The 13706-nt window shown below is 69.6% G+C and carries 1 protein-coding gene; it reads right to left on the bottom strand.

Features of this window, described 5'->3' with window-relative positions:
* Positions 1–2: 2 nt before the first annotated feature.
* Positions 3–13655, bottom strand: a complete 13653-nt coding sequence (locus OHU89_RS54260; RefSeq protein ID WP_331737758.1) for an amino acid adenylation domain-containing protein — start codon at positions 13653–13655, stop codon at positions 3–5.
* Between the last annotated feature and the right edge of the window lie 51 nt (positions 13656–13706).

Genomic DNA, 13706 nt, shown 5'->3' with positions numbered 1-13706 from the left:
TTTCAACGTGGCCGACCGTTATGGCCGTGCTCGCGGAAAGCCGTCCAGATCCGTTCCAGGTGCTCTGGGAAGACGATGTCGTGGTGTCCGCAGGCCAGCCTGAGTTCCTCGATGTGCCCGGTGATGGCTGGCGCCCAGTCCTTGGCCGGGGTGACGTGCGAGGGTTTGTCGGTGGTTGCCACCACCAGGAACGCGTCCCCGTCGTATCGCCGGGGCGTGTGGGTGAGATAGAGCTGGCCGTTGTTGAGGATGATGCGTCGTGCTATGGCGAACTCCTCATCGGTCAGTTGCACCGGGTTGGCCCGGATGTAGTCGTCGAGGTTCTCCAGCCGGAATCCGTCTCCGGCGGGGTTTCGGGCGGACCTGTCCGGTGCCAGGTCGGTGGGGTCCGTGGCCGTGTCGTGTCCGGCTCCTTGGTTGTGCCGCTCTGTCTCCAGGGAGGGGAACGAGTCGAGCAGGATGAGGGACGTGGTGCGTTCGCCGGCTTCCTGGAGCTGCACTGCGATCTCCTGGGCGATGACACCACCGAGGGACCAGCCGAGGAGGTGGTAGGGGCCGACTGGCTGGATCCTTTGCATCTCCTGGAGGTAGTGGGCAGCCATCTCCCGCAGGGAACCGGGCAGCGGGTCGCTGTCGTAGAAGCCGCGGGCCTGAAGTCCGTAGATGGGTACCGAGGCGGGGACAAGACGCGCGAGAGGCGCGTAGGCCCAGCTCAGTCCGGCCAGCGGGTGGACGCAGAACAGCGGCTTGTCCGTTCCCGTACCGCGGATGGGAAGGACGGTGCGGAAGGCTTCCCACTGTGTCGACGGTCCCAGCCGCGGGGCGAATTCGGCGACGGTGGGCGCAGCGAACAGGGCGCGCAAGGGCACGTCGACATGCAACCTCTTCCCGATCTCCGTGACGAGCCGGGCCGCGAGCAGTGAGTGTCCGCCCAGGTCGAAGAAGGAGTCGTGGATGCCGACCCGGGGGATGCCGAGGATTTCGGCGAACAACTCGCAGATGATCTCTTCCCGCGCGGTGCGCGGCTCGTCCGACGGTGTCCTGGAAGCAAGGCCGACGGACGGCAGTGCGTCTCGGTCCACTTTGCCGTTGGCCGTCAGGGGCAGCGTGTCCAGGACGGTGAGGGTGGCGGGGAGCATGTAGGGGGGCAGAAGGCCGGCCAGTTCCTCACGGACCTGTTCCTCCGGGAGGTTTGGGCCTGGCGCGGGAACCACGTAGGCGGCGAGCAGGCGTCCTGCGGGGCCGTTCTCCCGCACGGTGACGGCGGCTTGGCGCACACAGGCGAGGGAGAGCAGTGCGTTTTCGATCTCTCCCGGCTCGATGCGGTAGCCGCGGATTTTGATCTGCCGGTCCGTGCGCCCCAGGAACTCCAGCTGCCCGTTGGGGTTCCAGCGCGCCACATCGCCCGTACGGTACATCCGCTCGCCGGGCCGACCGTAGGGGTCTGCGACGAATCTCTGTGCCGTCAGTCCGGGGCGGTTGAGGTAGCCGCGGGCCAGTCCCGGCCCCGCCACGTAGAGCTCGCCCGCCACACCGGGCGGGCAGGGCTGCAGACGCGCGTCGAGCACATAGGCCCGTGACCCAGGCAGGGGGTGTCCGATGGGAACGCTGGCGGCTGCGTCCAGGTCTTGTGCGCGCAGGGTGTGGGTGGTGGAGAACGTCGTGTTCTCCGTGGGACCGTAGCCGTTGGTGAGACGCAGGTGGGGAAGGCGGGCCAGAAGAGCCCGGCAGTGGGCGACCGACAGGACGTCACCGCCGGCGAGCAGGTGGCGTACCGGACGGAATATCTCCGGATCGGCGTCCACCATTTCGTGGAAGAGCCCTGCCGTCAGCCAGCAGACGGTGACGCGGTGATCGGAGAGAAACTCCTTCAGTTCCACCGGTCCCATCCGGTGGGTGGAGGGCAGCGCCAGGCGGGCTCCGTTGAGCAGCGCCCCCCAGATTTCGAACGTCGCGGCGTCGAAGGAGACCGAAGCGAGCTGGGCGACCGTGTCGCCCGGTGCGAGCGTGGCGTAGCCGGCGGGTGCCACCAGGTCGATCACCGCACCGTGGGTCACGGTAGTGCCCTTGGGACGCCCGGTGGACCCGGACGTGTAGACGACGTACGCGGGGTGGCCGGCCACGAGCGGGGACGTGCGGTCGCGGTCGGTCAGGTCGTCGCCGGGCACGGTCGCCGGCAGACCAGACTCGTCGAGGTCCAGTGTGGGGATGGTCAGGTCCGGCAGATCCCCGCGGGAGCCGGGCGTGGTCAGCAGGAGGACCGGCTGGGCATCATCGGCCATGTAGGTGATGCGGTCCGCGGGATAGTCCGGGTCGACCGGCAGGTAGGCTCCTCCCGCTTTCAGTACGGCCAGCAGCGCGACGATGAGCAGTGGTGAACTGTCCAGGGCGACCGCGACCAGGCGCTCCGGCCCCACCCCGTGACGGATGAGCAGCCGGGCCAGCTGGTTGGCACGCGTGTTCAGGTCCCGGTAGGTCCACTGGGCGCCTTGGTGGATCAGGGCCGGCTGGTCGGGTGCGGCTGCCGCGTATTGCTCGAACAAGCCGGAGACCGTGACCGCCGGCTTGGCAGCGTGTTCGGCGGCGTCCGCGTGCGGGGCCGCGGCGAGCAGGCGCCGGCGCTGTGTGTCACCGAGCACCGGCAGCTCGTGCAGCGGCAGGTCGGGGTCGTCCCGCAAAGCGGCGACGAGACCGCTGATCGTGTGCTCCAGCAGGGCGCCGACCAGGTTGGCGTCGACGATTTCCACGGCCTGGACGGTCACGGAGAACCCGGTGGTGAAGTCGTCGACGGAAACGGTCAGCGGGTAGTTGTTGCGCTCTCGTGAGAACAGCACCTGTGCGCCGTCCAGGCCCGTGCGGGTGCCGGGCGGGCTGCTGTAGCGGTAGTTGAACAGGGATGTGAAAAGCGGGCTCTGCGGCGGCAGCCCGCTGGCCTGCTGGGCCAGCGCCAGCGGCGCGTGATCGTGTGCGAGCAGTTCGGCCAGACTTCGTCGCATGCCCGCCACAGCCTCGGACACGCTGTGCGCGCGGGTGTCCATGCGGACCGGCAGCGTGTTGATGAACAGCCCGGGGACCCGGTCCGCTCCGTCGCCGCCCCGCAGGCGCCCGAACAACAGCGTGCCGAAGACGACGTCTTCACGTGCCGACGTCGCCGCGACCACCCGCGCCCAGGCCACGTGGAAGAGGACCGCCGGACTCACGCCCAGGTCGCGCGCCGTCTTGCGCACTTGCCCGGCCAGGACCGGGTCCACAGCCCGTGAGGCATCCCGGACCGTGGATCCGTCACCGCGGACATCGACCAGGCCGAACGGAGCTGTCGGCTCGGTCACGTCGCCCAGGAGGTGGCGGAAGAACGCCTCGTGTTCCTCGCGGGGCATCAGCCGACGCGCCCGCATGACGAACTCGCGGAACGGAACCGGGGCCGGAAGCAGGTCCTCCCGGCCGTCCATGACCGTCGCAATCTCGCCGATCAGCACGTCGAGACCGGTGTGGTCCTGGATGAGATGGTGCACCTGCACCAGAACCGGCCAGTGGCCGTGCACCGGCTCGCGGCTCACGGTCACGCGCAGCAGCGGGGCCTGCCCGAGCGGCAAACGGGAGCCCGCGGCGGCCAGGAGCTCCTCGGCGACGTCCGCGCAGCCGTCCGGCAGGAGTACGTCCCGTACCGGCACCACCGCCTGACGCAGCACCACCTGCATGGGCTCTGCCGGTCCGTCCCACACCATGGCCGTGCGCAGTACGTCATGACGGTCCACCACCCGCTGCAACGCTGCCAGGAAAGCCGAGCGCCGTTCACGGGTGTCGAAGGCGAGGACGGTCGGCAGCACATACACGTCGCTGTCGCCGTCCGCACTCATCAAGGAGTGGAAGAAGATGCCTTCCTGCAGCGGGGCCAGCGGATAGACGTCCGCCACATTCGCCAGGCCACCGGGTATCCGTCGCGCGACCGCCGCCGTCAAGCCGGCCGGCAGCGGTGAGGCCACCCCCGCTTCTTCCGCTCCCACGGGCCGCTCGCGGTCAGGCTCCGACTCCTCCGCGTCGGCCAGCAGAGTGCTCGCCGCGGCCAGACCGGCGACGGTCGGGGAAACGAACAGGCTGCGGATGTCCACCGCGACGCCTCGTTCCCGGAGCCGCTCGGTCAGGGTGACCGCGGCCAAGGAGTGCCCGCCCAGCTCGAAGAAGGAGTCGTGGATGCCGATACGCGCCAATCCGAGCACGTCGGCGAAGACCGCGCACAGCAGTTCCTCCATCGCATCGCGCGGGCCATCGGTGTCGTGGCCGTCGGGCTCCGGCGCGGGCAGGGCCCCGCGGTCGAGCTTGCCGTTCACCGTCAGGGGCAACTCCTCGACCACCATGACGAACGGCACCATGTAGGACGGCAGAAGGTGCGCCAGATGGGCGCGCAGTGTCCGGCCGGTCACCCTGGCGGCGGTGGGATCGAGCACCGCGTAGGCCACCAGCCGCTGGTCCCCGTCGTGCTCCTCGCGCACCAGTGCCGCCTGGGCGACCGCCGGGTGCGACACCAACGCGGTCTCGACCTCACCCAGTTCGATCCGGAAGCCGCGGATCTTGACCTGGTCGTCGCTGCGCCCCAGGTACTCCAGTTCGCCTGCAGTGTTCCACCGCGCGATGTCCCCGGTCCGGTACATCCGGTCCCCGGGGCGGCCGAAGGGATCGGCGAGGAAACGTCCGGCCGTCAGCGCAGGGCGCCCCAGATACCCCAGCGCCACACCGCTGCCGCCCACGTACAGCTCACCCGCGGCACCGGGCGGCAACGGCCGCATCCCGGCGTCCAGAACGTAGGCTCGCACGCCGGAAATCGGACGCCCGATCAGGCTGCCGTGCTCCGTCCGGCCGGCGGTGCCGGCTGTGAGCGAGACGTGCGTGACGTGCACCGTCGTTTCGGTGATTCCGTACATGTTCACCAACTGCGGAGCGTTCGCGGCGTGGCGGTCGTACCACGCTGCGAGCCGAGCGGTCTCCAGCGCCTCTCCGCCGAAAATCACGACGCGCAGGCAGAGTTGCGCGCTGGTGCGGGGATCCGCGCAGTCCGCCAGATCCAGCTGGTAGAACGCGCTCGGTGTCTGGTTGAGGACGGTGACGCGCTCACGGGCCAGGAGAAGCAACAGGTCGCGGGGGGAGCGTGAGGTGTCGAAGGGGACGGCGACGAGTCGGCTGCCGTGGGTCAGTGCGCCCCAGATCTCCCACACCGAAAAATCGAAAGCGAACGAGTGGAACCACGCCCACACGTCGTCGCCGGTGAACTGGAAGGTGTCACGCGTGGACCCCAGCAGAGCGGCCACGTTCGCGTGGGTGACAAGAACGCCTTTCGGTCTGCCGGTGGAGCCGGAGGTGTAGATCGCGTAGGCGGGATGTTCCGCGGTGAGCACGGCTGTGCGCTCGGAGTCGGTGATATCGCTTGCGTCGGCCGCGGCGCAGAACCGGACGGTCGCCGCGTCGTCCAGGCCGATGCGGTCCACGCCGTCACTTTCGGACAGCGCGGCTGCCATGGCGGAGTGGGTGATGACGACGGCCGCTCTGGCGTCGTGCAGGGTGTAGGCGATGCGCTCGGTGGGGTAGCCGGGGTCAACAGGCAGATAGGCGGCCCCGGCCTTCATCACCGCCAGAGCGGCGACGACCAGGTCTTCGGAACGGTCCAAGGCGATGCCCACGAGATCTCCGGGACCGGCGCCTCGCTCGATCACGAGCCGTGCCAGGCGGTTGGCACGTTCGTTCAGTTCCCGGTAGCTGAGTGCGCGTTCGTCGCAGACCACGGCCACGGCGTCGGGAACCCGGGCCGCCTGCCATTCGACCATCGCATGCAGCGTGCTCGGCGGCACCCCGGGTTCCGTGACGGGTGGCGGTCCCAGGAGCTGCGCCCGCTCCCGTGCCAGCAACAGGTCGATGTCGTCGATCCGTAGCCCGGGATCATCGGTCAGCAGGTCCAGGACGTGCGCAAAGCGCTCCACGAGCAGGTGGGCGGAGGTCTCCGTGAAGAGGTCCGTGGCGTATGTGAGGGTGCCGGCGAGGCCCGCGGGCTCGCCGTCGCCGCCGGACACCTCCTCAAGCTCGAACGTCAGGTCGAGCTTGGCCGGGGTGTGTCCGGTCGGTACGGCCCGTGCCGTGACGTCGGGAAGGTCGACGACGGCCTCGGCGTGGTTCTGCAGCAGGAGCATCACCTGGAACAGGGGGTGCACGGCGGTCGAGCGTTCCGGGGACAGGTCCTCCACCAGGTCTTCGAACGGCAGGTCCTGATGGGCGAGGGCTCCCAGCACCACGTCCCTGGTCCGGGACAGGAGCTGTGAGAACGAGGGGTTACCGCTCAGGTCGTGCCGCAGGACCAGCGTATTGATGAACGGCCCCACCAGCATGTCGAGTTTCTCGTCCGTGCGTCCGGCGACCACCGTGCCAATGGGCAGATCGTGACCACCGCCCAGCCGTGACAGCAAGGTGGCGAGGGTGGCCTGGAGAATCATGAACGGTGTGACGTCGTGGGACCGGGCGAGCGCGGCCAGGCGCTGGTGCAAGGACGCGGACAGGCGCATGTCGACGCTCGCACCCTCGTGGCTGGATGTGACACGGCGCGAACGGTCCAGCGGCAGAGGCGTCTCCCGCGGACTCGCCTCCAGGACGGTGCGCCAGTACGCCAGTTGACGGTGGCGCACACTGCCGGGAGTGTCGCCCGCATCGAGCAACCGGGACTGCCACAGGGCGTAGTCCGCGTACTGCACCGGCAGCTCCGGCCAGTCCGGTTGTCGACCTTCGGCGCGGGCACGGTAGGCCACCGAGACATCGTGTGCCACGACCGACATGGACCATCCGTCGCTCGCGACGTGGTGCACGTTCACCACCAGCACCCAGGCGTCGGCACGTACCCCGAGGAGGCCCACTCGCAGGGGGGCCTCCCGCGACAGGTCGAACCGGTAGGACGCCATCTCCTCGATCCGATCCGCGAGTTCCGCGTCGCCGAATGGACCGGGTTCCACCGTCAGCATCTCGATGCGAGCGCTCGCCGGGAGCAGACGCTGGCGCGGCTCGCCCGCCACCGTCTCGATCACCGTGCGCAGGACTTCGTGCCGCTCCACCACGTCACGAAGCGCAGCATCGAGCGCATGGACGTCCAGCGATCCCTCCAGCCACATGGCCGCCGCGACGTTGTACGTGGCGCTGGGGCCCTCCAGCCGCCCGAGGAACCACAGCCTGCGCTGGGCCGGAGAGAGGGGTACGTGCGCCGGGCGCGGACGCCGTTCCAGCGGGGGGCGCCGCCGCGTGTCCGGCCCGTCGTCCAGGCAAGCGGCCAGCCCCGCGACGGTGGGATGCCTGAAAACGTCCGCCAGCGGCAGCTCCGCACCCGTCGCGGCCCGGACGCGGCTGGCTAGGCGGGTCGCCAGCAGGGAGTGGCCGCCCAGGTCGAAGAAGGAGTCATGAATCCCCACCCGGGGCAGACCCAGCAGATCGGCGAACGCCGCACACAGGATCTCCTCCAGCGCGGTACGGGGCCCGTCCTGCGAGGTCCGCGACGTGAAGTCGGGTTCGGGCAGGGCACCCCGGTCGAGCTTGCCGTTCGCCGTCAACGGCAGCGCGTCCAGGACCACCACGGCAGCCGGCACCATGTAGGCGGGCAGCTTTTGGGCGACGTGAGCCCGCACGTCGCTGTCACCAACTGCGTCCGAGCCGTCTGCCGGCACCACGTAACCGATGATCCGTCCGTTGCCGGGCCGGTCCCCGCGCACCACCGCCGCCGCCCCGGTCACATCCGGGTGCGCCAGCAGCGCCGCCTCCACCTCACCCAGTTCGATCCGGAAACCACGCACCTTCACCTGGTCGTCGGTGCGGCCCAGGTACTCCAGCAGGCCGTCCGCCCGCCACCGGACGAGGTCTCCTGTGCGGTACATCCGCTCACCCGGCCTCCCGTAGGGGCAGGCCACGAATCGCTCTGCGGTCAGCCCCGGCCGGCCCAGATATCCCTGCGCCAGCTGCGCACCGGCCAGATACAGCTCACCCGCCGCCCCCACGGGCACCGGAGACAGCCCGCTGTCCAGCACGTACACCCGGGTGTTCCACACCGGGCGGCCGATCGGAACCCGGCCCGCGGCCGGTGCGTCAGCCGCGCGGACGCCGAAAGCCACACACCCGACAGCGGCCTCGGTCGGGCCGTACTCGTTGACGATCGTCACATCCGGATGCGTCGCTCGCAGCCAGGCCAGCTGCTCACCGCTCAGCCCTTCACCACCGAGCACCAGCTCGCGCCCGGGCAGCGATCTCGCGTTCCGGCCGGACAGCAGCGCCATGTGGCTCGGCGTCGCTTTGAGGAAGCTCAGCGCCCGCCCCGCAGGAAGCATCTCCTGGACGTCGCCAACGTGCAGTGTGCCACCGCAGGTCAGCGTCCCGAACAAGGCGGTCACGGTCAGGTCGAACGCCACTGACGAATGCAACAGTGCCGATCCCGACAGCCCCGGGTAGGCGTGCGCGGCCCACATCAGGTAATGGCACACAGCCTGATGACTGACCGCGACACCTTTGGGCTGTCCGGTGGATCCGGATGTGTGGATGACGTAGGCCGGTTGTGCGGGCAGGAGTGGCCCGTGACGGTCGTCGTCGCTCAGGTTGTCGTCGCCGTAGGAGTCCAAGTCCGCGCGTGTGGCCGGGTGGTCGAGGATGACGTGAGTGAGGCCGGCCGGGGCGGAGGGGGCGGTGACGGTGGAGACGATGGCCGCGGTGGGTGCAGCGTCGGTGAGGAGGTAGCCGATCCGGTCGGCCGGGTACGCCGGATCGACGGGCACGTAAGCGGCGCCGGTCTTGACGACCGCGAGCAGGGCGACGACCAGGTCGGCCGAGCGTTCCAGCATGACCGCGACCCGGTCCCCGCAGGCCACGCCCCTGTCCACCAGCAGCCGCGCCAGACGGTTGGCCCGCGCGTTCAGCTCCGCGTACGTCACACGCGCTTCCTCGAACACCACGGCCATCGCCGCCGGCGTCCGGGCCACCTGCGCCTCGAACAACTCGGCCAGGGTCGCCACCGGCACGTCGTGGGAGGTGTCATTGAGCGTGTGCAGGACGTGCCGGAGCTGTGTGTCAGCGAGGCAGCTGACCCGGCGCAGCGCGGTGGCGGGCGCGGTCTCCAGCGCCGTGGTCACACTCTCCACCGCGGTGGCCAGGAGAGCGGTCACCGCGCCGGGACCGGCCGGCACCGTGGTCTGGCCGACCAGGCGGAAACCGTCCCCGGTATCTTCGATGTTCATGCTGACCGGGTAGTTCGTGCGCTCTCGCGCCTGACGGAACTCGATCCCCTCCAGGGGAAGATCCCTCTCGCGTCCGCTGTCGTGCCGGTAGTTGAGCAGGGACGTGAACAGCGGCGTCCGGGCCGCCACACCGCTGGCCTGTTGGGCCAGTGCCAGTGGCGCGTGTTCGTGGGGCAGCAGATCGGCAAGCTGCTGCCGCATCTTCTCGACCGCCTCCGCAACGCTCACCGTGGCGATGTCCAGACGAGCCGGAAGAGTGTTGATGAACAGTCCGGGCACACGGTCCGAGCCGGTACCCGCGTTCATCCGCCCGAACAGCACGGTGCCGAACACCACGTCGTCGCGGCCCGACGCCGCCGCCACCACACGCGCCCAGGCCACGTGGAACAGCACCGCGGGACTCATCCCCAGACGCCGGGCTTGAACCCGGATCCGCCGGGCCACCGCATCCTCCAGCGGCACTCGGATCTCCGCCATGTCCCGACCGTCACCGTGCACGTCCAGCACGCCGAACGGTGCCGTCGGCTCCGTCACGTCCCCCAGCAGCCGGGCGAAGAACCGCTCGTGCTCCTCCCGTGAAGCCCCCAGACGCGCCCGTGCCACGAACTCCCGGAAGGGCAGCGGCTCGGGCAGGCCGTCCTCGCGTCCTTCGAGGCACGCGGCGATCTCACCGAGGAGCACGTCCAGCGCGGTGTGATCCTGAATCAGGTGGTGGATGCGCAGCAGCAGCCACCAGCGGTCCTGCCCGGGCTCCCGCGTGACATGCGCACGCATCAGCGGGGCCCTGGAAAGATCCATACGCGGTGGGCACGCCTCTATCAGCCGCTCCGCCGCGTCCTGCTCGTGCAGCGCGTCGGCCGGCCATTCCGTCTCCTCCACCTTCAGCACGGCAGCGCGCGACACCACTTGGACCGGCTCCCTGATTCCCTCCCACACGAAGGAAGTCCGCAGGACGTCATGACGGTCCACGACGCGCTGCACGGCGGCGAGGAACGCGTCCAGCCGGGCCCGGCCGTCCGCCACCAGCACCACCGGCAGGACGTACGGGTCGGCGCCTTCGCCCTCCAGGACGGAATGGAAGAAGACGCCCTCCTGGAGCGGGGCCAGAGGGTAGATGTCGGCGATGTTGCCCACGCCGCCCGGCACTGCGTCGACGACCCGCTCGAGCTCCTCATCCGTCAGACCGGCCAACGGCACCATCTGCGGCGTGATCTGGGTGACGCCCGCCGGGATCCCTTCCCCGGCCGGCTCGGCAGGGCGCGGTCCTTGCCCGACCGTGGCCGCCACTTGCGCCACGGTCGGGGCGAGGAACAGCGTCCGCACGTCGATGACGATGCCGTGTTCACGGGCCCGTTCCACCAGCGTCAGGGCCAGCAGGGAGTGCCCGCCCAGTGTGAAAAAGTTGTCGTCGACTCCGACAGTCGGCAGGCCCAGGACGTCCGCGAAGAGGGCACACAGCACTTCCTCCCGCTCGGTGGCCGGCCCCCGGCCGGTGGTGCCGTACGAGGTAGGGCCGGGTGCCGGCAGCGCTCCGCGGTCCAGCTTTCCGTTCACCGTCAGCGGCAGGACATCCAGCACTTCGAACGCCGAGGGCACCATGTGATCCGGCAGCGTGGCGCCGGCATGGGACCGCAGCGCGGACAAATTTACGGCGTCCGCATCACCCGCCGGCACGACATAGGCGACCAGGCGCTGATCACCGGGCTGGTCCTCCCGGACCACCACCACGGCCTCCAGCACGTCCGGATGCGCGAGCAGCGCCGCTTCGATCTCACCGGGTTCGATCCGCACGCCACGCATCTTCACCTGGTCGTCGGTGCGGCCCAGGTACTCCAGCAGGCCGTCCGCCCGCCACCGGACGAGGTCTCCGGTGCGATACATCCGCTCCCCGGGAGCGCCGTACGGGTTGGCGATGAACCGATCCGCCGTCAGCCCCGGCCGCCCGTGGTACCCCTGTGCCAGCTGGGCCCCCGCCAGGTACAGTTCACCCGCCGCTCCCACGGGCACCGGCCTCAGCCAGCCGTCCAGCACGTACACCCGGGTGTTCCATACCGGACGGCCGAGGGGAACTGTCGCCCCGTGCTCACCGTCCGGACGACAGGCCCAAGCCGTTACGTCAACCGAGGCCTCGGTGGGACCGTAAAGGTTGTACAACGGCACGCCGAAGCAGGCCAAGAAGCGGTCCCGGAGCCGCGCGGAGAGCGCCTCACCGCTGCTGACCACGGCTCGGAGCGACGGCAGACTCCGCTCCGACACCTCGGCCGCCGCCGTGAAAGCGCTCAGCATCGACGGCACGAAGTGCGCCACCGTCACGTCTTCGCGCTCGATCAGACCGGCCAGGTATTCGGGGTCACGGTGCCCGTCCGGACGGGCCACCACCAGCGTGGCCCCCTCCGCCAGCGGCCAGAAGAACTCCCATACCGAAACATCGAACGAGAACGGCGTCTTCTGCACGACACGGTCACTCGCGCGGAGTCCGAACATGTCCTGCATCCACGCCAGACGGTTCACCACGCCGCTGTGCGGAACCGCGACGCCTTTGGGCTGTCCGGTGGATCCGGATGTGTGGATGACGTAGGCCGGTTGTGCGGGCAGGAGTGGCCCGTGACGGTCGTCGTCGGTCAGGTTGTCGTCGCCGTAGGAGTCCAGGTCCGCGTGTGTGGCCGGGTGGTCGAGGATGACGTGGGTGAGGCCGGCCGGGGCGGAGGGGGCGGTGACGGTGGAGACGATGGCCGCGGTGGGTGCAGCGTCGGTGAGGAGGTAGCCGATCCGGTCGGCCGGATACGCCGGATCGACGGGCACGTAAGCGGCGCCGGTCTTGACGACCGCGAGCAGGGCGACGACCAGGTCGGCCGAGCGTTCCAGCATGACCGCGACCCGGTCCCCGCAGGCCACGCCCCTGTCCACCAGCAGCCGCGCCAGACGGTTGGCCCGCGCGTTCAGCTCCGCGTACGTCACACGCGCTTCCTCGAACACCACGGCCATCGCCGCCGGCGTCCGGGCCACCTGCGCCTCGAACAATTCCGGCACCGTACGAGCCGGTATCTCGCATGCAAGACCGGCCCCCCAGGCGAGCATCCGGTCACGCTCGGCCTCGTCCAGGAGCTGCCACGTGCCGATGACGTCATCGGGTATCGCTCTTGCCAGCCAGTGCAGGGCATTGCGGAAGTACTGCGCGCTGCGCTCGCTGTTTTCCGCCGCCGATGCGGCGGCACGGGCGTCGACCGTGACGGTCACCGGGGCTCCCGGCCGGTGCTCCCGGACAGTGATCGACAGGTCGTGGAACTCCCCGCCCGAAAGACCGTGCACCTCAACCGGGATGTCGCCGAAGCTGACGTCGTAGTCGAACAGCATCACGTTGACCACGGCAGCGAACAGCGGCCCCCGACCGACTAGATGCAGATCCCGGACGATGTCCTCATAGCGGTAACGGTCGTGCCTCAGGGCCGCGCGCAGCGTGTGCGAGACGCCACGGACGAACTCCGCCACCGTCTGGTCCGGCCGCAAGCGGAACCGGACCGGCAGGATATTCGACATCATGCCTGGGGTGCCGAGCTGAAGGCGGCCCCTGCGGGCGAGGACCGGAATACCCAGAATTACCTCGTCGATACCGGTGCGGGCGCCCGTACTCACCGCCGCGGCCGCGATGAGTACAGCGGACAAACTCGTCCGCAGCTCTCGGGCCAGCGTCCTCAGTCCCTCCGTGATCCCGGGCTCGATCTCGGCCGATACCCGGGCCGGACCACCCGGCGGGGCGGACACGCTGCGATCGTCCACGACCGGCAGCTCGGGGCGGTCGGCGAAAGCCCCGCGCCAGAACTCCCGGTCGGTCTGGAAGCGCGCTGACGTCCGGTATTCGCGATCTCCCTCGATCAGCAGAACCGACGAGGGGAGAGCACCTTCCTCGACCGGGGTTCCGCGTGTCAGGGCTGTGTAGATGTCCGCACAGCGCGCCACCATCAGCGATCCGCTGTAGCCGTCACCGATGATGTGGTGTACCCGCTGGTACCAGAAGTAGCGGCTCTCTCCCACCGCGAGAAGCGCCTGCGTGAACAGGGGACCTTTCAGCAGATCGACAGGGCGTCCCAAGTCATCCCGCATCCACGCCTCGGCCGCCGCCTGTGGCTCCGCCTCGTCGCGCAGGTCCACGAAGACGGGGTGCCACTGCGGGTTCCGGGCGAACCGCTGAGCGACCGAGCCGTCGTCCGCGATCTCGAACCGCACGTGCGCCAGGTCGGCCTCTTCGACCAGCCGGCACAGCGCGGACAGGAATATGTCGACGTCCAGCGGGCCCTGGAACTCCACATACTCGGCGATGTTGTAGGCGGCGCTGTGGGGTTCGAGCTGCTGGGCGTTCCATATCCCGAGCTGTCCGGTGGTCAACGGCCACCTGTCGCCCGCGTACTCGACCATTCTCTCCACCTGTGATGTTGCTGTTGAAGGTCGGTGCCACCCGCGCGCGAC

It is taken from the genome of Streptomyces sp. NBC_00019 (assembly GCF_045041015.1).
GTDB lineage: Bacteria > Actinomycetota > Actinomycetes > Streptomycetales > Streptomycetaceae > Streptomyces.
The sequence above is the reverse complement of the archived record's forward strand: the minus strand, read 5'-3'. Positions and strand labels throughout refer to the sequence as shown.

Excerpts from the sequence above, each read along its gene's own strand:
- OHU89_RS54260 (WP_331737758.1), bottom strand. The coding sequence starts at position 13,655 with ATGGTCGAGTACGCGGGCGACAGGTGGCCGTTGACCACCGGACAGCTC.